Source organism: Thermomonospora umbrina, from assembly GCF_003386555.1.
Taxonomy (GTDB): domain Bacteria; phylum Actinomycetota; class Actinomycetes; order Streptosporangiales; family Streptosporangiaceae; genus Thermomonospora; species Thermomonospora umbrina.
Window position 1 is genome coordinate 2,933,304 of sequence record NZ_QTTT01000001.1, and the last position, 25,140, is coordinate 2,958,443.

Genomic DNA, 25,140 nt, shown 5'->3' on the forward strand with positions numbered 1-25,140 from the left:
CACATCACGCACGGCGGACGACCGGACTTCCTGATCGGGATGCTCACCCGGTGGTGGGCGGTCAGCGCGGCCGGCGGGTGGGTTAGCCGGCGCGCAGGTCGGTGAGGGCTTCGGCGATGAGGGTGACGCCGTCCACGATGGCCCGTTCGGACAGTGAGGAGTAGCCGAAGATGAGGCCGCCGGGGCCGGTGCTGGTCAGCCGGTAGGGGGTGAGGCCGTGGACGGCGACGCCGCGGGCTGCGGCGGCGGAGACGATGGCGGCTTCGTCCAGATCGGGCGGTAGCCAGGTGACGAGGTGGAGGCCGGCGGCGATGCCGGCCGGCTCCAGTGCGGGGGCCTTCTCGCGGAGGGTGGTCAGGAGGAGGTCGCGGCGGCGGCGGTAGAGGGGGCGCATCCGGCGCAGATGCCGGTCGAACTCTCCGCGGGAGAGGAAGTCGGCGAACACGAGCTGGTCGAGGGCGGGTGAGCCGCGGTCCGCTGTGATCTTGGCGGCGGCGACGGCGTCGACCAGACCGCGGGGTACGACGAGCCAGCCCAGGCGCAGGCCGGGGGCGAGCGTCTTGCTGGCCGTACCGGCGTACACCACGGAGTCCGGCGCGAGGCCCTGGATCGCGCCGATCGGCGCGCGGTCGTAGCGGTACTCGGAGTCGTAGTCGTCCTCGACGATCAACGCCCCGCTCCGGGCGGCCCAGCGCAGCACCGCCGACCGGGACTCGGCCGACAGCACGCCGCCGGTGGGCCACTGGTGTGACGGGGTCAGCACGACGGCGTCGGCGCCGGTGCGCTCCAGCAGGTCGATCCGGATGCCGTCCCGGTCGACCGGCACGCCGACGACCTCGAGCCCGGCGGCGGCCGCCATCAGCCGGGCGTCGTCGTCGGCCGACGGGTCCTCGACCGCCAGCCGGCGAGCCCCGGACCGGGCCAGCACTTCGATGACCAGCCCGACCCCCTGGGCGAACCCGTTGACGATCACCACGTTGTCCGGGTCGACCGCGGCGCCCCGTACCCGGTTGAGGTAGTCGGCGAGCGCCTCACGCAGCTCGGGCATGCCGCGACCGCTGGGGTAGAGGAAGCGCTCGTTGGGAGCGTGGGTCAGAATCCTGCGGATCGAGCGCATCCACACGGCCCTGGGGAAGTGGGAAACGTCGGATCGGCCGTAGCCGAAGTCGATCATCGGCGGCGGCGCGGGCTCGGGCGGCGGTGCGGGCGCGGCCGGCCCCCGGTCGATCGCAACCTCGGTGTAGCCGCCGGGCCGGCTGGTCAGATACCCCTCGGCGACCAGTTGCCGGTACGCCTCGACGACGACGCCCCGGGACACCCCGAGATCACCCGCCAGCGTCCTGGTCGGCGGCAGCGCGGTGCCGATCCGCAGCCGACCGGCCTGGACGGCGTCCCTGATCGCGGTCTCGATCTGCCGGTGCAGCGCCACCCCGCCGCCCCGCCGAAGAACGATCAGCAGGCCGGGGACGCGAGAATTGGACCGGGTTTCCACCATCGAATCGGACCTTACCGCGGGTACCGATTCACGGCAGGCTCGTCCCATGGCGACAGCGACCAAGAGCGGCATCCAGGGCAGGCTGGACGGCCGGCTCCTCCTGCCGGGCGACACGGGCTACGACGACACACGCACCGTGTGGAACGGCATGATCGACCACCGACCACGCATGATCGTCCGCGCGGCGAGCACGAACGACGTGGTGACGGCGGTCCGCGCCGCCCGCGAGTTCGACCTGGAGATCGGCGTGCGCTGCGGCGGACACAGCGGTGTCGGCCACGCCGTCCCGCACGACGGCCTCATGATCGACCTCACTCCGCTGGCCGGCGTGCACGTCGACCCGGCCGGACGGCGCGCGCGGATCCAGGGCGGCGCCCTGCTCGGCGTCCTCGACCGGGCCACCCAGCGGTACGGCCTGGCCACCACGGCGGGCAACGTCTCGCACACCGGCGTCGGCGGCCTCACGCTCGGCGGCGGCATGGGATGGCTCGCCCGCCGGTACGGCCTCGCCTGCGACAACGTGGAGTCCTACACGATGGTCACCGCCGAAGGCGACGTCGTGCGGGTGAGCCGGACCGAACGCCCGGACCTGTTCTGGGGGCTGCGCGGCGGCGGCGGGAACTTCGGCATCGTCACCGAGTTCGAGTTCCGGCTGCACCCGATCGGCACCCGGACCCTGGTCGCCGAGTACACCTTCCCCTTGGACAAGGCCGTTCCCGCGCTCAAGGCGTGGCGCGACCTCAACGCCGAAGCCCCACGCGAGGCCACGTTCACCGCTGGCATCGGCCAGGACGACACCGCCACCCTCGGCTTCGTGTGGATCGGCGACCCGGAGCGGGCCGATGGCCTCGTGCGCCGATTCGAGACCCTTGGCCGGCCGGCCGCCGCCCGCGTGGCGGAGATGTCCTATGTGGACCTTCAGCGCCGCGAGGACACCGTCGAACGACACTCGCTGCGCCGCTATTCCAAGGGCCACTATCTACGGCGGTTCCCGGACGCGGCCATCGAGGCGTTCGTGCACCGCGGCGCACCCGACGGTCGCCACCGGCCCGCCGTGGGACTGCAGGCCTACGGCGGCGCGATCGCCGACGTTCCCGACGAGGACTCGGCGTTCTCCCACCGCGCGACGCTCTTCGAGTTCGGTACCGGCACCAGTTGGACAGCCCCGGCCGACGACGAGGTGCGGATCGCGGCCGCCCGGCGCAGCGCCGCCGCCATGGCCCCGTTCGCCGACGGCGTCTACGTCAACGCCCTGAACGACGAGGGAGCCGAGGGCGTCCGCCGCGCCTACTCACCCGAGAAGCTCGCCAAGCTGGTCGCCCTCAAGAACGCCTATGACCCGCACAACGTCTTTCACCTCAACCACAACATCCGACCCGACCAATAAGGAACACCCATGGGCCGCGTCATCAACTCCACGTTCATCAGCCTCGACGGTGTCATCAACCACATGGACAAGTGGCACTTCGACTTCGTCGACGACGAGACCAACGACATCGCCATGGAACAACTCCAGGCCGCCGAGTCCCTCCTCATGGGACGCAACACGTACGAGGTCTATGCGGCGGCCTGGCCGACCCGCGACGGCGCCCTCGCCGACCGGATCAACAGCATGCGCAAATACGTCGTGTCCACCACACTGAAGTCGGCCGACTGGGCCAACACCACGGTGATCGGCTCCGACCTGGTCCACCGGATCGCCGAGCTCCGGAAGCAGCCGGGCGACATCCTGATGCACGGTTACGGCCCGGTGGCCCGGACCCTGCTCACCAACGGCCTGCTCGACGAGCTCTTCCTCTGGGTCCACCCCCACCTGGCCGGAGTCGGCACCACCGACGACATGCTGTGGGCCGATGGCCTCGACCGACGCCTGCACCTCTTGGGCTCGCACACCCTCAAATCCGGCGTGATCACCCTGTCCTACCGACCCGACGACATTGCGTTGGGATAAGACGTGGCTGTCGAGGAGGAGCCGAGCGAGTTGCCGGGTGAGGGTACGGCCGAGGAGACCGACGACGCCCTGCTGGTTGGTGGCCAGGCGGATGGCGACGCCTGCGAGCCAATGGCGGGCGATGGTCGGGTGGCCGGCCGGGGGATGCGTCGAGTCTGGGAACGGCAGGGTGAGGCAGGTGACGTCGTCGAAACCAGAGGGACGACCGCGCGGGAGACGTCACCGGCCCAGGAACCGCCGGCGGCGGGGCTACCGTGGCGCTAGCCGATAGAACGCGTACTCAGAGGTCCGCCATCTCTGCCGCGTCCCCGAGACTTGCGGCGCCCGTCTTCCCCAGGCATGACGTCCAACTTCGCCTATCATGTGATGACTTTGGAACAGAGGTGAAGCGATCAGTCAGCGTCCCACGTCTGCATTTTTCCGACCACAAGGCGCTCTCAGCATCCGAGACCTGCAACCGTGGCGCCATGGCGAGCTAAAGCCAGAACCCGTTTTAGAGAATCGCTCCGACGAAGGCGAACAGCGACAAGGCGATGCCGATGAGGAAGAACCCGGCGGCCAATACCGCGACGGCGAACATATTGATCCGCCAGCGCCGGTACATGTCCGCCCATGGGTCGGTGTCGGGCATGGTGGTGTTCCTCCTAAAGCCGGAAACCCTCTCCGCCGAGGATCCAGTCGGTCAAATCGTTGATCGCCGGGTCTAGGCCGTCCTCGATGCGGCTGGAGGTGCGAAAGAAGCGGATCTCGGCGAACGCCCGGGTCATGGTGCGGACCATGTTGTCCAGCCCGACCTCCGGGCTCTCCAGCCAAGCCCGGATCGCGTCGCTGTCCCCGGCGGGGACATGGTCGCTGACCAGGTCCTGCTTGGTCAGCGCGACCGCCAGGCGGGCGTGACGCGGATCGACGCCCTGCTCCTCGATGCCGCTCAGAACCTGCGCGAACATCAATTCCGGTGCCTTCGTCGAACGGATCTTCTTGAATCGGGCTCGCTCGGGCACCTCCAAGGACCGCCACACTGGCTCGACCGCCAGTTGGTCGAGCGTGTAGACGAAGGTCCTGGCAGCGGCCAGGTACCGCTGCATCTGTATCCGCTCGGCGGACTCGAACACCTCCCCCGCTGGGTCGAACACGTGCAGCAATTTGGTCGTCTCTCCCGCCGAGACATAAATCGAGTAGCCCCGCAGCGGCGTCTCCCCCGACATCACGGTCTTCCAGGTGTCGGCGCCGACCTTCAACGCCGGCACGAACCTGTCGTAGGACGTCTTCGACGGCTCGTCGGCGAAGGCGACCATGGTCTCCTCGCGCTCGTCCAGCGACAGCACCAGCGCGAGCATCAGCCGGGTCTTCCCGGACGACGCACCGCCGACGACCGGTAGGACGAACTCCGGCGCCGTCCCGACCTTCTCGGCCATCCGCTCGCCGCATGACGGACAGCGCGCCACCATCGCCGAGCTGCCGAGCATGAGCAGCGTCCGCATGTGCAGGCCGCAGTAGCACCTGCGGTTGACCACCCCGTACCGCCCGGGCCGCACGTCGGCGTGGCGGCGGCCGCAGTGCGGGCAGTCATAGGACGGGTAATCCACCTTCTGATGGCAGGCGGGACAGAACAGCCCGATCCCCTTGATCTTCAGCCGTAGCGTGTCGGCTCCTCGCAGCGTCATGAGAAGCAGGAACGCCAGCAACGCCAGGAGCAGCCAGATCGCCGTCTGGAACAAGGCCACCATCAGGACCGCGGCCGTCGCACCGACCGCCCCGAGCCCCAACCCCACGAAGATGAGCAGGCCCGACGGCCAGCCGATGAGCGCGGGCGCCGCCTCAAAGCACAGCCAGGCGAGCCGGCGAGCGTGCCCAGTGAACCGCTCGATCGGCAGACGGAAGCCCATCCGCATGCTCTGCTTGAGGTCGTTCCACGCCGGCCCGTACAGGTAGTGCGGCCACGCCGGGTCGCGCTTCTCGTCCCGCTCCGACGGGGGCGGGGCGACCGGGGCGGGGGCCCGCGCGCCGGCGATGTCCAGCGCACCCGCCACGCCCACCGTGTACAGCGTGATCCCATACCCGGCGAAACCGAGTCCCGCGATGGTGATGAAGGGGATCGCGATGAAGAAGAGCACCACCAGGATGGCGCCAATCGCCGCGAGCACAGCGACGATCATGAAAGCCACAGCGCAGCCGTCGTCATCCATGACGGTTCCGCCTCCTCGTCTGTCTCCGATACGGGGGTCTTTCGGGTCAGGTCCGGCGGAACCACCTGAGTCTCCGCCGGTCACGGACGGCGTCGTCCAGCCAGGGCTCGTATTGTTCGAAGGCGCGCGCATCGAGTCGCTTCAGGGTCCGGCCGACATGCTGCTGTGCGCGTTGGTTCCAAGGCTTCAGGCGCTCCACCAGCAGCTTCTCCAGGTCCTCGCCCAACGTCCGGTAACGGCCGTGCTCAGCGGCGACGGCCACGGCGAACACCGTCGCCGCGGCACGGTAGGCGGCGTCGCCCGGCTTGCCGAGGAGCGTGCGGACATGTTGGAGGTAGTGCCCGCGAAGGCTCAAGGGGGCGTTGACCAGGACCCTCAGCAGGTGCTTGGGCTCCAGGCCGACCATGAGACGGGGCAGCAGTTCCACGAGGTAGTCGTGAATCGGGCCGTCCTCGTAGTCGCCGGCCAGCTTCTGGAAGATCTCGTGCCGCTTCTCCGCCTTGCCCTCCTTGAACGAGCGGCGGAGTTCCACGGCGCGGTTGAGGCGTGTGACCCGGGTGGCGATCGCGCCGGACAGCGGCGTGTCGACCCGGGCCGCGGCGATCAATGCGAACCGCTCCTCCGTCGCCTTACTCAGGTCGGCCTTCTCGCCGGCGAGCCGGGCCAGCCAGGACTCGGGGAACACCGTGTCCTTGCCCTCGCGTAGCAGCCGTCGCGCCTCGTCGGGGGCGGGGCCATCGGGCCAGACGGCGTTCATCAGGTCCTCGTCAAGGCGCCCCTCGCCCAGCCGCAGCGCGGTCTCGACCCGGTCGGCGCGGCCCGCGCGGGCCGCCGCCAGCCGCCGGGCCCGACGCAGTGGGGGACGGCCGGCGACGTCCTGGTCGGTCAGGATGCCGGCGCGTGCGCCGGAGAAGACCTCGATCTGCCGCTCGAGCGGCTGCGCGGTGAGGAAGTCCAGCACCCCCTCCAGCACCCGGGGCTGCGTGAGCAGCACCCGCACCGCCTCGGGGACGGGCTCGGTGAACAGGCCGGGCCCGACCCGCTGACGGCCCCGTTCGATGAGGAGCCGCGGATCGACGCCGATCTGGTGCGCGGCGGCCAACCGGAGCAGCCGTGCCAACTCGGCGAGATTGTCGTTGGCCAGATGCCGGTGGTAGAGCCGCGTGGCGTGGTCGCGACCACCGGGTGTCCGCAGCGGCCCGGCGTCCTCCCCATCGCCTCTGATCTGCAGGTCGACGAGGGCGACCTCGAGTCTCTCGAGCAGAGCACCGGCATCGGCCGTGGCGGCGACGGCGGCCAGCCGCGACAGGTCCGCCTCGGGGCGTCCGCCCGTACGCAGCACCGCCTCGCCGAGCCGTTCCACGTGGCGAGCGGGCAGCCGTCCGACCGTCGTCTCCAGCCAACCAAGGACGGAGCCGACGTCCGCCGGGCTCAAGGGCTCACCGGCGAGGACGCGGGCGGCCAACACCACCGGCAGCCAGGCATCGAGGTCCTCCTCGGTACCGTCGCCGAGGTTGGCCGCCGACCTCCACAGCGACGCCGCGGACAGCACGCCCACCCGGGCGAGCAGGTCCACCAGCGGCCGGTCCGGCACCTGCGACGTCCGCCCGTTGACGAAGTCGAACAGGTAGAAGCTCTCGAAGGCGGCCGGTGAGGGCTCGAAGTCGGTACCCGGGATCGTCCCGATGACATGCTGGCGGCTGTAGCCGGGCCGGTTCTGGTAGGTCGTGAACGACATCCGCCGGGCCATCGCCGGCGGCAGGAGATACGAGACCGCGGCGATCCAGGTCGCGACGCCGTCCACGTCGTGGTCGTAGATCACCACCGATCGCTCTTCCGTCACGAGGGCCCGCTCGACGGCGGCGAGCAGCGCAGGGAGATGTTCCACACCCTGCCGGGAGCCGAGCAGACGGGCCACCGCGGCCTTGGTGACCGCCCCGGGCGACGGCTGTCCGACGGCGGGCAGTCTGGGCTCGCGCGACGTACGGTCGGTCCACAGGGGGGAGCGCCACAGCTCGATCGCCGGCGCGGTGAAGGGCGCGTCCCCGATCAGGGCGTGCACGAAGTAGTTGCCGAACCGCCCGGAATAGTCCTCACCGGTGAAGGTGACGTGCGCGAGCAGCGGCCGTTCGCCTGGTTCGAAGCACAGGTTGACCGGGCAGTCGCGGATCTGCTCCTTCGTCGGAGTGAGCCCGATCGAACGCGGCGGCTCATAGGCGCTGAGGCCCTCCACGCGACGCAGGTCCTCGTCGGGCGTACCGCTCGTGGCCGCGTTGACCTGGAACCCCGCGTAGCCGGACAGGCCCGTCTCACAGGACGTGTAATACACCTGCTGGTACATCGTCAGCTCCCCTGAGTCGGGATGACCTTGAACTGGCTGAGCAGCCAGAGGAACGGATCCTCAACCCGGTGCGGGCGGATCCCGGACTCGGCGATCTTCCCGTCGCGGGGCGGTTCGCCGAGCGCGGACAGCCCGAAGAACCCGTAGCTGCGGTAGTTGGCGCGCAGCAACTGGTCGATCTGGCCGCCGTCCCATTCGTGCAGCAGCGCCCGGACGTGCTCGTGCACCGCCTCCCGGTCGTCGAGGTCCAGGGCGGGCCGCCGGTCGGGGGCGCTCTGCAGCAGGGGGCTGCCCGGCTCGAACGTGTCCCACAGGGCGTCGATCTTGGAGAAGGCAACGGCCATCGGGATGGCCAACTTCTTGCCCGGGCCGGTGCGGGTCGCCGTCTGGAGCAGCTCGGTGACCCGCGACAGGACGTTGAACGGGGTGTCGAACCCGGGGCCGTGGCCCGGCATCGGAACGCCGGTGGCGGCTAGCTCACGCGCACCGGCCATCTGGAGCGGGTCCAGCAGCAGGATCACCCCGCTGGCCGAGCGCAGGTAGCGGGTGTTCAGCTCGACGCTCTCCACCGAGGTGAGGTCCTCGCCCGCGGTGTCGAAGAACGACATCAGGGTGTGGCGGATGGCCTCGCGCGCGAGCCTCCGCTTGGTGAGGGAGACCCGGAACACCAGCGGCAGCCGGTGCTCGGTGGCGGCGCTGCGGGTGGTGCCCGGCAGCCGCCGCGCACCGTACAGGTCGTGCTCGAACCGATCGGTGAACTGGCGGCGGGTGTGGTCGTCGGAGCCCTGGACGGCAGCGTCGAACCGCCGCCCTATACCGTGCATGAGCTCGTGCAGCAGGACCGTCATGTAGACCGTCTTGCCGCTCTCCTTGGCTCCGATCATGGCCACCAGCCGGTTGTCGATCTTGCCGAAGTGGACCGGAAGCTGGCTGTGGCAGCGCGGGCAGACCCGGCGGGCCGTCCGGGATGAGCACTCGACGCAGACGGCGTCGCCGCGACGGCCCTTGGCGGCGAAGGTCGGCGGAAGGGCCTCCTGGAGCCCGAACCGTTCGAACAGCACCGGGTCGCGTTTGACCTCGCACTTGCGGCCGCCGGGGCCGAGCAGCCCGGTGCAGCGGAAGAGGATCTCCTTCTCGGCGAAGTCGAGATAGCAGTAGGGGCAGACGAGCGCGCTCACGGGGCGGTCACCAATTTCCACGTAGCCGGTTGAGGATCACCGAGCCGTCGTCGGGACCGAAGCAGACCAGCCATGACCTGCGGCCGGACGGAACATCGAACTCGACCTCGCAGGGCACGGAGGGCGTGATCCGCTGGGAGGGCGTCGAGTGGACGATCTCGCCCTGATCACGGCGCAGCGGACGGGTGTGCCCGGTGCCGTGGACGACGTCCAGCGGCGGGACCAGGGTGTCGGCCTCGACGGTCAACCGCAGGACCGCCCGGTCTCGTCCGAAGAGCCGCCGGCGGCGCCGGAACTCGTACGTCACCTTCTGGCCGGCGGCGGGGATCGAGGCGCGTACCGACGGGGCCTCGACCACGCCCTCGGCGTCGCGGGTGACGGCGCGGACCTCGACTCGTCCGGCCGACGACCCGGCGTCCAGGTCGTAGCCGCCGTTGTCGAGGTACGCCTGGCGGCCCAGCTCGACGGGCGGCGCTGCGGGGCGGCCCCGCGGGACCCACCGCACCATGGCGGACACCGCGCCGTCCGGCCAGATCCACGACAGCCGGACCCGGCCGCCGAAACGGCGGACCGTCAACTCGCGGACCGGCGCGACCGCGCGGATCGAGGCGTACGGGCCGCCGATGGCCTCGCCGCCGCCGACCGTCACGGCGGCGAAGTACCGTCGGTCGGCGCCGTCCAGCGGCACGGTCATCGCGAACCGGCCGTCGTCGAGCGGGACCGGGGTCCCGGTGACCTCCGTGCCGTACCGCTCGGCCTCGGCCACGGTCATCGGGTCGCCCGGCGTCCACGGAGGGGCGACATGGCCGGTGCGGATCACGACCTTGCCGCCCTCCACGGCGGTCCACACGATCCGGGCGCCGTCGCGTCCCTCGGCCGCCACGCTCAGATCGGCGACCTCGCGGGGGGCGGTCTCCGGCGCCATCTCGGCCTCGATGCCGCGGGTGGTCTCCCGACCGCCGGCGGGCGGCCGATAGACGACTCGGATCCGGTACCGGTAGATGGTGCCGGGCGTGACGTCGGTGTCGGTGAACCCTTCGCGGGCGGCGGCGATCCTCCGGTCGTCGTCGAGCCGTACCACCTCGACCTCGGCAGCGTCGCGGTGAACGGTCCAGGTCCCTCGCACGGTGTGCTCATCCGCGGTCAACCGGACGTCGGTGACCTCCGGCAGGCAGCGGACGACGGCCCCGGCGGACGGCGGTGACCAGGTGCCCTCGTCGCGCCGGCCGAACACGGTGTAGTACAGGTCGGTCGCGGCGGGCGGGGCCGGGTCGCGGGCGTCGTTCCCGCCGGTCTCCGCGACGGCGTGCCCGGCCGAGGCGGCGGTGGCGGGTCGGCCGGCGGTGCGGACCACCCGGTAGGCGATCCTGCCCGCCCGCACGATGGCGGGCGTCCAGGACACCGCGACGACGCCGCCGTCCGCCCCGGCGCGGACCTCGGTGGCGGGCGGCGGCGGGATCGCGGCGAGCCTGCCGGGGAGGGCGTCGTCGTCGACGGCCCGGCGCAGGGCCTCGTCGAGCAGCGCCGCGGCCTCCTCCGTCCGCCCGGAGGCCAGTTCCCGCATCGCGTCGGCGATGACGTCGGCCACCTCGGCGGAGGCCCGGTCAATGCGGGCCGCGAGCTCGACGTGCTCGTCGCCCAGCGACCCGCGCAGCCGTTCGGCCTCCCGCAGCCGGCCGTCGGCGAGGGCGGCCTCGGCGTCGACCGCCGCGCCACCGCCCTGGGACAGCGGACCCCGCTGCTCGAGCAGCGACAGCGCCAGCAGTTGGGCCTCGGCCTCGGCGAGCCCGAGCGTGACGGCCTCCCCGATGACCAGCGGCAGCGGTGCCCGGTCCTCCACCGAGCCCCGTAGCAACTCGGCTGCCTCCCACAGCAGCAGGTCCTCCAGGGCGTTCTCTCGGGCGGACTTCTCCAGCACGGTGAGCACGGTGTCCGAGGCGACCTTGCGGGCGTCGGAGTAGGATCGGCCGCTGGAGACCCGCCGTCTGCGGTCGATGGTCTCCGCCGTCAGGCTCTCGCCGGAATCCAGCCGGAAGCCGCCGCGCAGGTGGAAGCCCCGCTGCCGCTCGTCCTTGCCGAAGACGACGTCGGCCGACAGGTCCAATCCCAGGGTGCGCAGCGCGTCCCGCAGGCCACGGCCGCCCGCGGGCGCGTCTGGGATCCGCCACAGTGAGTCGACGATCTGCAGCCCGGCGGCGACGAGTTGGTCCCGCACCTGCGACTCGGTGAGCACGCCGTCGCTCCGGTCCGCCAGCCGCCGCGCCATGGCCGCCGACACGCATGGAACGGCCTCGGCGAGCGCGCGGATCTGAGCGCCGACCCACTTCTTCGCCTTCTGCTCGTGCTCGCCGTGGATCGCCACGAAGTGGTCCCACGTCAGCCGGCCCGTCTCTGCCAGCTCGGCGTGCGCGGCGAGGAGCGCGTCGGTCAGTGGACGGAACCGACGGCTGCGCACCCCGGCCGCCCTCCACAGCCGCTCCACCTCGGCCAGGTGCGCGGCGAAGGCGGCCTCACCGGGCCGCCTCGCCCCCGCCAGCCCGTACCTGACGAGCAGGTCGGCCGGCGGGGTGCCGCCGGCGTCGGCGGCGGGCGCCAGGACAGCTCGCTCATAGGCGGCCTTATCGAGCGTCATTCGCTCAGCTCATAGCGGCCCACGTGCTTGCGGGCCTCCACCACGTCGTCGGCGGACAGTCCCTCGATCTTGAGCTCGATCTCCAGGTCCTTGCGGGTGGTGAGCTCGATCGCGTAGACGCGCAGCGTGCCCATCTCATCCATCCCGAACGTCACGTCCAGCGGCGAGCCCTCGGGCAGCGGCGGCATCCCCGAGATGGTGCCCTCGCCGATCTTCTTGTTGTCGGCGAGGTTCTCCGACTCCACCGGACCGGCCTGCTCCCAGATCTCGACATCCACCTCGGTCTGGTTCGGCCAGGCGGTGCCGAGCCGCTCGGGGTCGGGCGTGGCGGGCAGCGCGGTGTTGGCCTTTAGCACGTGCTGGATCGCGAACCGCTCGGGCTTCTTGCCGACGAGCACCTTCACCCCGAACGCGCGCGGCACCGCCGAGGTCACGCGCTTACCGGCGAGCCGGCGCACCTCGGTTGCATCCAGGTTCAACTGGTCGGCGACCTCGGCCACGGCCGACTCGTCCAGGCTCTCGGCCTCGTCGGCCTCGTCGGCGAACCGCAACTTGATCGACTCAATGAGCGCGAAGCGCGCCGCGCCCTTGGCCACCGCGAGGTCCGGGTCGTACAACTTCGGTTCGAACCCGAACCGTTCGCGCAGGCCCGCCTCGACCGCCGGCATCCGGGTCGAGCCACCCACCAGCAGGACATCGTCGAAGGAGTGGACGCCGCGTTCGGCGGCGGCCGCCACGGTCCGCGCGGTGATCTCGAGGGTCTGCTCCAGCAGGTCGGCGGTGAGTTCCTCGAACCTTTCGCGGGACAGCTCGACCCGGGCGACGCCGCCGTCGAAGCGCATGTTGTGGCGTCGGGTGAGGGTGCGGCTCAGGCCCTTCTTCAGCTCCTCGGCGGCCAGCGCGATCTCCTGGAGGAAGTCCTCGCTCGACGCGGCCGTCGAGCCCGGGTTCTCGGCGAGGAACCCTTCCAGTAGGTGGTCGGCGATCCGGTCGTCCCAGTCGGCGCCGCCGAGCCGGTGGTTCCCGTCGGTGCACACGACGTGGACGTCGGAGCCCTCCAGCCGAATGACGGTGGTGTCGAAGGTGCCGCCGCCCAGGTCGTAGACCAGGATCGTGCGGTTGTCCTCGCCGCCCATCGCCTCGTAGTGCAGGGCCGCGGCGACTGGCTCCGGCACCATGTTGAGAACGTTCAGCCCGGCGATCTCTCCGGCGTTCCTGGTGGCCTGTCGCTCCTGTACCCCGAAGTACGCGGGGACGGTGATGACGACGTCCTTGACCTCCTCGTGGGTGAGCTCGGCAGCGGCCCGAGCCAGCTCCTTGAGGATCAGGCCCGAGATCGACTCCGGTGTGTGCGGGACACCGTCGAACTCCAGCTCGAGCTTCTCGCCCATCTGACGCTTGATCAACTGGACCACCCGGTCGGGGTCGAGCAGCGCGGACTTCTTGGCGTCCGCGCCCACCACCACGTTTTCGGGCGTCTCGAAGTAGACCACCGACGGGGTCGTGTCCTCGCCGACGGCGTTCTTGGCGATGACGGGGCGGCCGGCGGCATCCATGTAGGCGATGCAGGAGTACGTGGTGCCAAGGTCGATACCGAAGGTGGGCATCGGGTCACTCGCTTTCTACGGGCACGCCCTCGGCGGGCGGGGTCGGCGGGACGTGCTGCCAGAACCGGGCCCGGGCGGGACGTCGGACCCGGCCGCCGTCGCGCTCCACGAACCCGGCGGCCAGCACCGACTCGACGGTGTTGTGCAGCGCCGCATCGGTGGTCGGGACCGTGGTGGTCGGATGGTGCCGAGCGGGAGCGAAAGGTTCTCCGGGCTCGGGGAGGAACACCTCCACGCCACAGCGGTCCAGGATCAGCTCGGTCTCGTCGGCGAAGCTCTCCAGGATCCGGCCGTACGGGTCGTCGGCCAGCCGTACGGCCTCCTTGCGCAAACCGTCGTAGAGCCGGAACAGGTCGGCGACCACCGGGTCGAGGATGGAGCGGCGCAGGCCGACCCGGAACTCCTGGTTCTCCTCGTGCAGCCGGTCGATCACCGTCTCGCGGTGCGCGGCCCGGCGGTGGGAGTCGCCGAGCCGCCGCTCCACCTCCGTCAGACGTTCCGCCAGCCGCAGGAGAAGTTCGGTCTCCTCCTCCGACGACGGCGTCCCGGGCTCCTCGGCGATCTCCTCGTCGGGTACGGTCCCGTCCATCACGTCCTCCCAGGGGGGTCGATGCGTGCTTTGAAGGGGGCGAGCGCGTGGTTGACGAACTCCGCTCCCTCGGCGTCGTCCAGGTCGACGCTCCGCTCGTCGTCGATGACGACGAGGGACTCAAGGGGCTCGCAGCGGTCACCGAAGAGCACGAGCGACTCCCGGCCCAGAAGACGGCGCGAGTACCACAGCAGCCCCTGGGACTTCGGGGCGTGCTCGCGGATCCAGCCGGCCCAGTGCCGGGTGAGGTGGTAGTCGGTCCGGTCGGCGGTGACCAGCCAGGCGTCCTGCGCCACGGCGTTCAGTCCCTCCTCCGCCCGCAGATCCACCAGCACCAGCTCACGCCGGGTGAACATCACGGACGCGCGGCGGCCCCTGACCGCGGCCCGCGGGATCTGTCGAAACCCCTGGCGGTCGTACGGGACGTCCCGGAGCAGCAGCTCGCTGAGCGCCGTCGCCGCCTGGCGACCCACGTACAGCGCGGCGTACGGGTGCCGGCCGGTGCCGTCGAACCGTCCGCCGCTCGGGTCGTTGGCATCGGTGGTCTCGCGCCTGAAGGCGTCCGGCCGATGGTCGCGTCGGTGCACCCGCCACAGCACGGTGTCGGCGGGAAGGGTGTGCAGCACGGGGTCGGGGACGTACCCGTCGGGCGGCAGGAAGCGTGCCATCAAGGGCCCTCCCCGAGCGCACGGGCGGCGTCGGCCACCGCGGCCGGATCGTCGTCGAGCGCCTCCACGGGCGTCCGACCGCCGAACCGGGCGTTACCGCCCGTCCACCACGCGAGCGCGCCGTACGGGTCGTCGGCGACGTCCAGGATGCGGTTCACCTCGGTGATCACCGAGCGGACTCCAGGGCGCTCGGAGAACTGAAAGCTCGGCAGCCGGACCTTCCCGTCGACCAAGACCTTGATGAGACCGGAGTCGTCGAGATCGCCCTCCGCCTCCGCCGCAACCGTCGGCACCCCGCGCAGGTGATCGCTCACGCCGGCGACGACCTCGGCGGCGGTGACCCGAGAGGGGTCGGCGCGGTGGGCGAGCCGCTCCGCCACGGCCATCCACTCGGCCCTGGGCGGCGCGAACCGGTCGCCCCCGCGCAACTCCCTGCGGATCGGGTGGTCCGCGGGCAACGCGGCGCGCAGCAGGTCGGCGATGTCGCGGGCGATGTGGCGGCGCTCCCCCTCGTCGCCCTCGTCGGCGAACCGGCCGGCCAGGGCGGTGAGCTCGGCGCCCCGCTCGGGATCGAGCAGCGGCCGCACCTCGTCCCAGGTGTCGGTGAGCAGCCGGATGACGTCGATCAGAGCCATCAGTCGCTCACCGTCGTCCGGGCCAGGGCGGTGCGTGCCTCGTCGACCTCGGCCTGGTTCATACCGCCGATCTGCAGCTCGTAGTGGAGCCGGTTGCCGCTGCGGGAGTCGCTCGCGCTGACGGTCAGCAGTCCGGTCTCGCTGAGCCGAAAGCAGATGTTGAGCGCCGTGCGGGCCGGCGTACGCGGCGCGAGCCGCAGGAAGCCGGTCCCGATCCGGGTGTTGTGCTGCAGTTCCTGGGAGTCCATGCCGGGCTTGGCCTCCCAGACGTCCACCTCGATCATCGGCTGGTTGTCGATGGCCGTGGCGGCCGGGATCTGCCCGGTATCGGCGGGCAGCGGCGTCCCGGCGGGAAGCAGGTGCAGGATGAACTGACGGGCGCGGGCCGGGTCGGTCGCGAACAGCGGGTCGGACGGATCGACCGTCTTGACGCCGAAGCCGCGCGGCACGACCATGCTGACCTTCCGTGAGATCATCTCGGCGGCGCGCTCGTCGGAGACACCGAGCCGATCGGCGATCTCCTCGGCCGTGCCCGATTTGGTGAGCGCGTGCAGTGCGGCGCCGCGGGCGACCGCGAGGTCCGGGTCGTACCGCCGGACCTTGAGCCCGAATCGCTCGCGCAGCCCGGCCTCGACCGCCGGCATCCGGGTCATCCCGCCGACGAGGATCACCTCGTCGATCTCGGGAACGCCCAGCTCGGCGGCCTTCGCCAGGGTCTTCTCGGTGATCTGGAAGGCCCGCTCCAACAGGTCCTCGGTGAGCTCCTCCAGCTTGGACCGCGTCACCTCGATCCGTGCCGCCTCGCCCTGCCACCGCATCGGGCAGTGCCGGGACAGCACCTCGCTGAGGTGGTGCTTCAGTGTCTCGGCCTTCTCTGTCAGCTCTTGAACGAACTCCTCGTCGGCGGCCGGGTCCAGCCGGGGGTGCGCACGGCGGAACTCCCCGATCAGGTGGTCCAGTAGGCGGGCGTCCCAGTCGGCGCCGCCCAGGTCCAGGGCACCGTCAGTGCACAGCACCGTGGTGTCACCGCCCACCCGGATCACGCTGGTGTCGAACGTGCCGCCGCCCAGGTCGAACACCAGGAGGTGACGGTCCTCGCCGAACCGGAACTCCTGCTGATAGGCCAGTGCCGCCGCGACCGGCTCGGCCAGCACGTCCACGACGGTCAGGCCGGCGATCTCCCCGGCCCGACGTGTCGCCGCCCGCTCGGCGACGCCGAAGTAGGCGGGCACCGTCACGACGACCTCATGGACGGGTTCGCCCAGCTTGTGCTCGGCGAACTCGGCCAGCTTGAGCAGGACGATCGCGGAGATCTCCTCGGGCCGGTAACGGCGCCCGTGGTAGACCCGCTCCGCGCCCTCCTTGCCCATGTCGCGCTTGAACAGCGCGGCGACCAGACGGGGTGCGATCAACGCGGAGTTCTTGGCCTCCTTGCCGACGACACGGTGGTCGGCGCGCTCGAAGTAGACCACCGAGGGCGTGGTCTCCTCCTCCACCCCGTTCCGGATCACGACGGGCCGACCCGCCGCGTCGATATGGGCGATGCAGGAGTTGACGGTCCCGAGGTCGATGCCGATCGCGGTCACGATCACCGTCCTTGGTAGACGAAGGCGGCCCAGACCTCCGGTGTCGAGAGGGAGATGTCGTCCAGCTCCCCGGCGAACAGCTCCGCGACCCGTGGCGGCAGCCCCCCGCCGGGGTCGAGCAGCCGGGCCTGAGCCGCCTGCAGCGCTCGCGCCGGTTCGGGATAGCCGGAGTTGAGGTAGTGGTGGAACAGGGCCATGACGACAGCGGCCGGGAGGTCGTCGACGATCCATCGGCTGCCGACCGCGCCGCACGCCCCCGAGGCCAGGAACGCGCTGGTCAGCGTCAGGGACTCATCATGGGCGGTCTGGCTGAGGTCGGTGCCGCACGCGGCGGCGACGACGAGCCCGCCGGGGCGGTCCGCGGGACGCTGCGCGGCGCGGGCCAACAGGTCGGCCATCCGCAGCCGTTCCTCCCCCACCAGGATCAGCTCCGACTCGACCGGCAACGGCTCAGGGCTTGCATGGCAGCTCAGATGGACGAGCGACGCCTCGGTGATCAGCTCCGCCACGGCTGCGGCCCGGGCCCGGTCACGCCGAGAACGGCCGTCGAGCACCCTGGCGGTCGGGTAATGGTCGCGGCGCAGCGCCTCGACCTCCTCACTCGCCCAGTACAGGCCGGAGTCGTCGACGTTCACCAGGGCCGGGGACTCCGTCCACGGTCTGGGTCGGATGCGGCACGCCTCGACGAACTGTCGGCCGGACGCCGCGTAACTGAGCACGGCGTCCTGACACGCCGCACGATCGACACCGCCCATCGAGCGGACCGCCGCGTGCCACGGCACCTGGCTGAGGCCCTCCAGCGGTACGAGGACCAGGCGTGCCCGGACGAGACCACGCCCGGCCGTCCAGTCGAGCAGCGGACTCATCACCGCCGTCCACGCCCACCGGCACAGCTCTGCGAGGGACGCCCGCCACAGAACCCGGTCAGAGGGACGGTCGGGCGCGCGGCGCGCACGCCGTGCCACCCGGTCGCGCTGAGCCGCGGCGAACGCGCCGACCGGGTCGATCCACAGGTCGGGCAGCGGAAGCCGGTGGACGTCGCCCGCCGCGTCCACGATCAGGGCGAGCCCGGGATGGTGGACGTCGCGGCCGGCACCGTCCCGGGTCCGGCCGGGGATCAGGTAGACCAGAGCGTCGGCACGGGCTTCCGCCAAGGCCGTGGCGATCTCCGTCGGCCCCGTCCGGGACCACAGTTTGTCTTCCAGGTCGGTGCCACGGGTGACACGGCGGATCCGCTGGCGCAGATCGCCGGGGACCTCGTACCGCGACAGGAGCGGGACGCCGCTCCCCCTGAAGGCCGGGGCGTCGTTCTGCTCCCGCCGCCATTCCTCGGCCAGCGCGTCATGGCCGTGATCGGCCAGGATGTCGGCGAGGTTGCGGTACGCGGTCGCGGTGTACAACACCATGTTCCGGCCGAGTTCGAGCGCCTCGACGGCGGAGGCGTCCCGATCGCAGGCCAGCGCCCAACGCGCAACCTCCGTCGCATCCCCGGCGGCCTCCGCGGCGGCGTCCGCGGATCTGCGCGGAGTGCTCTGCAGCACCACCTGCCAGGCCGCCTCACGCAGATACCGGATGCCGTAAGCCACCGCCTTCTCCGGATCACGGCGGCCCATATCGCCCCGCCGCCGCAGCGCCTCGCCGAGCCTGTAGAGGATGCTCGCCAGAGCGATGTCGTCACCCTGCTCTTCAAGCAGGCCCGTGCCCGCCCTCAGCTCGCCGATGGCGTCGTCGAGATGGTCACGGCGACCGCTGAGCTCGTACCGCAACAGCAGTGCGAAGCCGAACAGCGGCTGGGCGTTGGCCAAGGTCCAGCCGCCCCCTTGGCGCACGGCCTCCCGCCGTGCCTCGGCGAGGATCGCGATACCCCGGTCCAGCAGGTCGAGCCGCGAACCGACGAAGCCCGCCTGCACGAGATAGGCGCCGACCAGGCCGAGGTTCACCAAGAACAGGGGATGATCGGGCGGCATGGCGCGGGCGTCGGTCAGCATTCGCTCGGCCTCCTCCTCGAAGCCGTCGATGCCCGCCGCACGTGCGTGCTCGAGGTCCACGCCGTCGGGGCCGACGGCGCGGGCGAACATCTCCAGTACCGACCGGTCGAGGCGGAACCCCATGGTCCGGGTGAGCGGGCCGGGCTGCTCCTCGAACCTCTGGACCTCCGTGAGGGCGGCGGCGAACGTCTCGGGCAGCGCGCGGTCGGCCGCATTGGCGATCTTCGAGGTCGCGAGAAAGTAGCGGAGCAACCGGCTGTACTCGGCGTCCTCGAGATCCTCGCGTTCGGTCACCCGCCTGATCAGTTTCACCGCGGCGTCGAGATCGTCGGTGCGGCCCAGCCGCTGATACCTCATGGCGAGCAGACTCGCCGACATGCCGAGGGACACATCGCGCAGATGGGGGTCGAGCGCCGCGTCATCGGCCCCGGCGAGCAACGCCTCGATCGCGGCGGATGACTCGGTGCCGCCGCCGAGCAGCATCGCCCGGCAGCCGTCGATCGAGCCGCGGAGCACCGCCGCGAGCCGCGCGTGCTCCCCGACCGTGGTCGTCTCGACGGCGTCGAGCACCGCGATCGCCCGCCGGTGGTTCTCCTCCGAGGGATCGTGCATCAGAAGCCGGCCCCGGGCGGTCGCCGCCCGCAGCCCGGCGAGGACGCGGTCGGGATCGTCCTCGGCGAGGACGCGGAACGCGATCTCCAGCCGGTCGGCCTCGGCGGCGAGCCGTTCCCTCGGCGCCGTCCAGTCGTCCACCGGGGAGGCCGGCGGCGCGGTGACCATCGTGAGCGCCCGTTCGAGCGTCGGCCGGAAGAGATGGTCACCGTCCAGGCTGCGGAGCGCGCCGGCGAGCATCTCATGGATGGTGCCTTCGTCCTCGGCCGTGCGGATCGTCCGGAGGAGAGTGGACATCAGGTCGAAGGAGTCAACGTCCTGCCCATCCGCGAACAACGTCCGCAGGCCGTTCAGCCGTTCGTGCATCGAGGCGAGTTCCGGCCCGTCGATCGCCGCACCGGCCCGCACGGCCTCTCCGACGCCCGCGAGGGCGAGGATCACGCGCAGCCGGTCGACATCTTCGGTGAGGTCGGGATCGGTGACCTCGTCGAGCAGGGCACCGGCGCGCGCGGCCGACTCGGCAGATAGGGGCAACCCGTCGGCCGCGAGAGCGGCCAGGTCGGAGCCGGTGAGGGTGCCGCCGCGGTACTCCGGCCTGAATTCGCCGATGACGGTCAGGAAGGCGGACAGCACTCGGCACCGGTCGGGGGCGACATCGAGGTCGATGAACCCGCCGAACCCGGCGAGGGCGGCGTCGCGGTCCTCGGGCGGCCCGCCATGGTAGGCGAAGCTGATCATCGACGCCCAGGTCTGCTCGAAACGGGCGCGAAGCTCGTCCTGACGATCCGCGCGTTCGGGTGCCGCCCACGGCAGCGGTTCGTCCGCACCGTCCCCCGCCAACTCACGATCGGTCATCTGTGGACCCCTTACACCGCCGTTCTTCGTCCCCTATTCCCATGAACAGTCCACCGCATTGAGCCAAATTCTCCGGAACTGCTCGGACCAGTATTCGTGCCAATACGGCTCCACGTCTGCGGTAAAGCTCAGATGCATACGGGCCGAGCTCGATTCGTTATGAACCCCGTGCAGCTCGACCACGATCGGTCCGCCCCGGCCCGGGTCGAGAGCGAGCAGACTGAATCCCGGGTTATAACCGAGCAGCCGACAGGAGAACCGTCCGGGCAGATCCCAGTCGGAGATCGTCCGCAGCCGTGCGAGCCCGCTGGCCAGCGCGGCGGGCAGCGGCTCCATGGTGCGCTCACAGCGCAACTGCGCGGCCGCGATCCCGACGGCCTCCGTACGGCCGGGATCGAGGAGGACGCAGCGCACCACGGCGTCGGGACGCCGCAGCACCCGCGCCAGCATCGCGCAGTGCTCGGAGCTCAGAAAGTTCTTTCCGGACGGGGCGAAAAGCCATACCTCACGGGCGGTGGACAGCCGCGCAGCGATCGGTTCGCGGGTGAAGCGGCCCCGGTCGGCATAGACCGGCGCGACCGGCTCCCGGGGCGGCGGGACCGTCGCCCGGTAGACCAGCAACCCGATTCCACCGATGGCCACCGACCAGCGCAGGTCCACCGGGAGCAGATCGCCGAAGGCCGACAGCGCGGCCACCGCCATCGCCCCTGCCGCCATCACATAGAGCTCGAGATTTCGCCCACGGCGCACGTCGAGAGTGACCCGCGCCATCATGCGCGGCGCCCTTGATCCCCCGGCCATTTGCCCTCCCGACGTCATGGAATGGCACCAGCATGCGGGAGCGACCACCGATTCCGGCACTCCAAAAAGTGGACAGAAGATGGACACGCACCTTGTCCACTCCGCTGGTCCGCATCGTTCGGGACCGGGATAATGGACGCGCCTGACGTCGACTTCGGAAGGCCCCCCATGACCACCGACGCGCTCTACACCGAGCTCCGGAGGCTGAGCCGGGGCAGGGGCCTGGCCACCGCTGATCTCGCGTCGCTGGCGGCCTGGCTGCCCGGCGACCGCGAGCAGGTCGTGGCCGGGCTCCGGCAGCGCATCGACCGGCTGGCACCGGATCTGCGGTTGGCAGCACTAGCCGCGCTCGGACTGCACCCGGCGGCTGGCGAGCGCTTTCTCGGCCAGCGGATCTCCTGGCTGGCCGGACAGCTCGATCGTGACGCCCGCACCGTGCGTCGCCGCATCGATGAGGCGTTCCGGCTGATCGCGGCAAGCCTTGGACCCGTCGCCATGGAGGAGCGGGTGGTCGAGCGGCTCAGCGTGCCGTTCCTGGCCGGGAGCGTCACCGTCGACCTCTGCCCCATCGAGCTGCTCACCGGGGTCGACGCCGTGGTGGCGGCCGGCAACACCCATCTCGAGCAGGCGCAAACCTACAAGTCATCCACCTCGGCGGCGCTGCGTCGGGCCGCCGCGCACCGCGGTGCCGCCGGCGAGATCACCGACGATGTCCTTCAACGGGAGCTGGCCGCCTGGGTGGCCAGGCATTCCCGCCCGGGTCTGGCGGTCGCGCCTGGCACGGTCGTCCCGCTGAGCCCGGGGGCGCTGGCCTCGCGCGGCGTCCGGCGTGTCTTTTACGCTGCCATCGCGACCGCGCGTCCCGGCTCCAACGACTACGACATCGACCGACCCGCAGTCGCTGCGGCCGTCACGAACATCTTCGCCGCAGCCCTCGCCGACCCGGCGGACCCACCGCTGCGCTCCGTGGCCCTGCCGATCCTGGGTTCCGGCCGCGGTGGCCTGGCCGCCGAAGAGTCGATCGCCTGGATGCGCACGGCCCTCACCGAGGTCCTCGCCGGCCCGGTTCCCTGGCGGGTCCACCTGGCGACCCGCAGCCCCACCACGGCCGCCCTCCTCACCGAACGGTTCACCGCGGCCTAGGAAATGGCACCGCGGACGACGGAACCGACGGTGGGACAACCGGCTTATCGGCTGACCATGCCGAAGACGGACTCCTTCGCCATCGGCATCGATGCGGGAAACCACCTCTTGGCGCTACTCCCGGACCAGCACGGCCTGATCCGCCGAGCCGGACTTCTTCCAGCGGCTGCGGCTGCACCAGCTCGCAGCCGGCCAGGAGGTCGAGGCTCCGAAGCTCGCCGACGTCTTCGCGGGAACGGGGATACGGCTGCGCGTGGCCCGTGTCACCACCGTCGATCCCGAACGTCACGTCGTCGCCGTGGCCGACGCGGACGGCGGCGGCGACCTCGGCTACGACACGCTGGTGTACGCGCTCGGTGGTCATGAAGACGACCACGGCGTTCCCGGCGTGGCCGAGCACGCCTTCGACATCGCCGCCCGGCCCTCGGCGCTGCGCCTGCGGGGAGCGCCTGGGCGCGCGCGGCGAAGGCGGGAGTGTGGTGGTGGTCGGCGACGGGTCGTCCGGCATCGAGACCGCCACCGAGATCGCCGGCCCGCCGTCCACTACGCGCTCGTCAACGGCGCCCCAACCATCCTTTTCGTGCTCGGCGACCGGGTCGTCGGCGCCGTGACGTTCGACATCACCGGCGGCGAGATCGCAACCGTGCGAGGCCTCGACGCCCCCATCCGCCTCATGCGCCTCACCGAAGCCTGGCGGCGGCACGAACCGGACACCCCGCTCATCGCCCAGTGGTGACCCGACGCCGACGGGCCGAGGTGAGCGCCGTCTCGTACCCAAGCCGCGCATAGCCGGAGCCCGGCGGGAAGCGGGACCGGCGAGCCCTAGGGTCTGGGGACGGGTGTTGGGTTAGGGCCACTCGGTGAGGTCCTTGAGCACGGACGGTCCCTGGGGGCGCCAGCCGAGTTCGGACCGGGCCTTCGCGCCGGTGGCGACCTGGTCCAGGAGGAACGGCTCGACCATGAGCCCCCAGTACTGGGCGGCGTCGTCGGGATCCCATGGCTGGACGCGGGCGTCGTGACGGTCCGCGATGGCCTCGGCGATGTCGCGAACGCGGACGGGGCGGTCGTCCGTACCCAGGTAGACGGAGCCGGCGGGGGCCGACTCGAGGGCGAGCGCGTACAACTCGCCCAGGTCGTCGGCGTGGACGAGCGACCAGCGGTTGTTCCCGTCCCCGAAGTGGCGGACGACGCGGCCGTCGCCGTCGGGCTGGGGCGCGAGGACGGCCGGGATGTGGCCGGCGCCGCCGCCGTAGACCAGGGCGGGACGGATCCGGATCGCACGGACGCCTCGTTCCGCCCCGGCGATCAGCACGTCCTCGACGGCCGGGCGCCAGGACACCGCCATCGGCGGGTCGAACGGGGACTCCTCGGTCGCCGGAACGCCGCCGGTGTCGCCGTGCAGCCAGAGGCCGCTGGTGTAGACGAGTGGACGCCCGGTGCCCTCGAAGGCGTCCAGCAGGGTGCCCACCACCGCGCCGTCGAGCAGGCCGGCACGTTCGTCGTTGCTGGACGCGGCGTGCACCGCGCCGTCGACGCGGCCGGCGACCTCGGTGAGCGCCCCGGGCTCGAACAGATCCGCCGCCAGCGGCTCGACCCCCTCCGGAACGGGTCGTTCGATGGACTTCACCACGCCCACGACCTGGTGGTCGTGCCGCAGCAGGGCTCGGGCGACGGCACTTCCGACCGTGCCGGAGACACCGGTGACGAGAACACGCATCCTGCACCCCTCGTTTTCTAACAACGTTAGGAATCTGACCGTAGCCGCCGGACGGCCAAGTTGTCTACCGTTGTTAGGAAACGAGGGGGAGCCATGCCGCGAGACGGACGACGCATCAAGGGCAGCGCGGGCGAACGGGCCAGGGCACGCGACCGGCTCCGCGCCGAGCTGCTCGCCGCCGCCCGCACCCTGGGCGAGGAGAGCGGCGGCTACGAGAAGGTGACCATCCGGCAAGTCGCCGACCGCGTCGGCTACACCGCACCCGTCGTGTACGAGCACTTCGCGAACAAGCACGCGCTACTGCTCGGCGTCATCGACCAGGGCTTCGCCGACCTCGCCGACGAACTCGGCCAAGCCCAATGCCCCATCCGCCAACGCGAGGCCGAAGCCCCCTCCGGCCGACACCCAGCGCACGAGGCCGGCGTGCAAGGTGGGGCGATTCGTGCGGCCTCGCGGGCGTACTGGCGCTTCGCGGTCGAGAACCCCCATTTGTACCGGCTGATGAGCAGCCTGGCCGGTGTGCCCTTCGGGACTCCGGAAGCGCCCGCGTCGGCGGTCGAGTGCTTTCGTCTGCTTCAGCGCGCCATCGCCACGGAGGCCCCGGAGCCTCCGGCCGACGCGCTCGACGAGGACGCCGCCACCGATCTCTTCTGGGCGCACCTGCACGGTCTCGTCATGCTCACGCTCGACGGCCGCATCAAGGGCGGCCACGACCGCGCCTACGCGCTCCTCCACCAACTCGCCGACAGCCACCGTCCATGACGAGCCTGAGCCGACCAAAGACGCTCCCGGCCGCCGGCGCCCGCGAATACAGCGGAGCGCCTTCATCCACGGAACGCCTTCGGCACGCCACCCGGCGAATACCGCCGAACGAGAACACCGTGACCAGACCCGCCGAAGCCACTGGACCGCCCGCTCCACCACCACCGAATCAGATGTGACATAGGCCACAACACCCGATCCGATCGTTCGACCCCACCCCTGCACATCCCCGCCTCGCCGAACGGCCGACGACACGCCGGGACGTCCCCGAGGCCGGGCGATGCGACCCGAATTGATCTCCAGTGAGCCGACACGACATCGCAACTCTCGGTTTACGCAAAGTTACCAAAATGGTGTTCCGAGGGACGGATGCCTTCTCGCTCCGCATCCGACG

Annotated in this window: 19 protein-coding genes; 5 read left to right on the forward strand and 14 right to left on the reverse strand. The window is 71.1% G+C overall.

Going from position 1 to position 25,140, the window contains the following annotated elements; translation table 11 throughout:
- Positions 1 to 82: 82 nt before the first annotated feature.
- Entirely contained in the window at positions 83 to 1,495 is a 1,413-nt protein-coding gene (pdxR, locus tag DFJ69_RS12990) for a MocR-like pyridoxine biosynthesis transcription factor PdxR (RefSeq protein ID WP_116022719.1), read from the reverse strand.
- A 46-nt stretch (positions 1,496 to 1,541) separates the two neighbouring features.
- On the opposite strand from pdxR, the gene DFJ69_RS12995 reads away from it, so the two are divergent.
- Together DFJ69_RS12995 and DFJ69_RS13000 are read left to right on the forward strand one after the other, a co-directional pair.
- Positions 1,542 to 2,882 carry an FAD-binding oxidoreductase gene (locus DFJ69_RS12995; RefSeq protein WP_116022720.1) on the forward strand — a complete coding sequence of 447 codons (1,341 nt, stop codon included), beginning with the start codon at positions 1,542 to 1,544 and terminating at the stop codon, positions 2,880 to 2,882.
- 9 nt (positions 2,883 to 2,891) lie between these two features.
- On the forward strand, positions 2,892 to 3,446 hold the full coding sequence (locus DFJ69_RS13000) for a dihydrofolate reductase family protein (protein WP_116022721.1): 555 nt from the start codon (positions 2,892 to 2,894) through the stop codon (positions 3,444 to 3,446).
- Between the two features lie 493 nt (positions 3,447 to 3,939).
- On the opposite strand, the gene DFJ69_RS34275 is transcribed toward DFJ69_RS13000, so the two are convergent.
- From DFJ69_RS34275 to DFJ69_RS13060, 12 genes are all read right to left on the reverse strand, one after another.
- On the reverse strand, positions 3,940 to 4,077 hold the full coding sequence (locus DFJ69_RS34275) for a hypothetical protein (RefSeq protein ID WP_170177641.1): 138 nt from the start codon (positions 4,075 to 4,077) through the stop codon (positions 3,940 to 3,942).
- Between the two features lie 13 nt (positions 4,078 to 4,090).
- On the reverse strand, positions 4,091 to 5,590 hold the full coding sequence (locus DFJ69_RS13010) for a TRAFAC clade GTPase domain-containing protein (RefSeq protein ID WP_147312291.1): 1,500 nt from the start codon (positions 5,588 to 5,590) through the stop codon (positions 4,091 to 4,093).
- A gap of 88 nt (positions 5,591 to 5,678) precedes the next feature.
- Positions 5,679 to 7,973, reverse strand: coding sequence for a GTPase-associated protein 1-related protein (locus tag DFJ69_RS13015; RefSeq protein WP_116022724.1), 2,295 nt, complete (start codon positions 7,971 to 7,973; stop codon positions 5,679 to 5,681).
- A gap of 2 nt (positions 7,974 to 7,975) precedes the next feature.
- Positions 7,976 to 9,151, reverse strand: coding sequence for a TRAFAC clade GTPase domain-containing protein (locus DFJ69_RS13020; protein ID WP_116022725.1), 1,176 nt, complete (start codon positions 9,149 to 9,151; stop codon positions 7,976 to 7,978).
- Positions 9,152 to 9,158: 7 nt separating this feature from the next.
- Positions 9,159 to 11,783: a SaeA-related protein gene (locus tag DFJ69_RS13025; protein WP_116022726.1), complete on the reverse strand. Its 2,625-nt coding sequence runs from the start codon at positions 11,781 to 11,783 to the stop codon at positions 9,159 to 9,161.
- The gene (locus DFJ69_RS13030) at positions 11,780 to 13,390 is read right to left on the reverse strand and encodes an Hsp70 family protein (RefSeq protein ID WP_116022727.1); all 1,611 of its coding nucleotides are present in this window, start codon (positions 13,388 to 13,390) and stop codon (positions 11,780 to 11,782) included. The genes DFJ69_RS13025 and DFJ69_RS13030 overlap by 4 nt, the downstream gene beginning before the upstream one ends.
- A gap of 4 nt (positions 13,391 to 13,394) precedes the next feature.
- Positions 13,395 to 13,979, reverse strand: coding sequence for a nucleotide exchange factor GrpE (grpE, locus tag DFJ69_RS13035; RefSeq protein ID WP_116022728.1), 585 nt, complete (start codon positions 13,977 to 13,979; stop codon positions 13,395 to 13,397).
- A complete protein-coding gene (locus tag DFJ69_RS13040) occupies positions 13,979 to 14,647 on the reverse strand; it encodes an RES family NAD+ phosphorylase (RefSeq protein ID WP_116022729.1) in 669 nt (222 codons plus the stop codon). Before DFJ69_RS13040 ends, grpE begins: the two co-directional genes overlap by 1 nt.
- Positions 14,647 to 15,282 carry a hypothetical protein gene (locus DFJ69_RS13045; RefSeq protein ID WP_116022730.1) on the reverse strand — a complete coding sequence of 212 codons (636 nt, stop codon included), beginning with the start codon at positions 15,280 to 15,282 and terminating at the stop codon, positions 14,647 to 14,649. The genes DFJ69_RS13040 and DFJ69_RS13045 overlap by 1 nt, the downstream gene beginning before the upstream one ends.
- A complete protein-coding gene (locus tag DFJ69_RS13050) occupies positions 15,282 to 16,868 on the reverse strand; it encodes an Hsp70 family protein (RefSeq protein WP_116026598.1) in 1,587 nt (528 codons plus the stop codon). Before DFJ69_RS13050 ends, DFJ69_RS13045 begins: the two co-directional genes overlap by 1 nt.
- A gap of 2 nt (positions 16,869 to 16,870) precedes the next feature.
- Positions 16,871 to 20,323 carry a CHAT domain-containing protein gene (locus DFJ69_RS13055; protein WP_116022731.1) on the reverse strand — a complete coding sequence of 1,151 codons (3,453 nt, stop codon included), beginning with the start codon at positions 20,321 to 20,323 and terminating at the stop codon, positions 16,871 to 16,873.
- 33 nt (positions 20,324 to 20,356) lie between these two features.
- Complete coding sequence (locus DFJ69_RS13060) at positions 20,357 to 21,097, reverse strand: hypothetical protein (protein ID WP_116022732.1); 741 nt, start codon at positions 21,095 to 21,097, stop codon at positions 20,357 to 20,359.
- A 195-nt stretch (positions 21,098 to 21,292) separates the two neighbouring features.
- On the opposite strand from DFJ69_RS13060, the gene DFJ69_RS13065 reads away from it, so the two are divergent.
- Complete coding sequence (locus DFJ69_RS13065) at positions 21,293 to 22,267, forward strand: Appr-1-p processing protein (RefSeq protein WP_116022733.1); 975 nt, start codon at positions 21,293 to 21,295, stop codon at positions 22,265 to 22,267.
- Between the two features lie 253 nt (positions 22,268 to 22,520).
- Complete coding sequence (locus tag DFJ69_RS35505) at positions 22,521 to 23,003, forward strand: hypothetical protein (RefSeq protein ID WP_245974307.1); 483 nt, start codon at positions 22,521 to 22,523, stop codon at positions 23,001 to 23,003.
- Positions 23,004 to 23,114: 111 nt separating this feature from the next.
- Here DFJ69_RS35505 and DFJ69_RS13075 read toward each other — a convergent pair whose 3' ends face one another.
- A complete protein-coding gene (locus DFJ69_RS13075; protein ID WP_116022734.1) occupies positions 23,115 to 23,984 on the reverse strand; it encodes an NAD-dependent epimerase/dehydratase family protein in 870 nt (289 codons plus the stop codon).
- A 93-nt stretch (positions 23,985 to 24,077) separates the two neighbouring features.
- Between DFJ69_RS13075 and DFJ69_RS13080 the strand changes: the two genes are divergently transcribed.
- Positions 24,078 to 24,746 carry a TetR/AcrR family transcriptional regulator gene (locus DFJ69_RS13080; protein ID WP_116022735.1) on the forward strand — a complete coding sequence of 223 codons (669 nt, stop codon included), beginning with the start codon at positions 24,078 to 24,080 and terminating at the stop codon, positions 24,744 to 24,746.
- Positions 24,747 to 25,140: the final 394 nt, after the last annotated feature.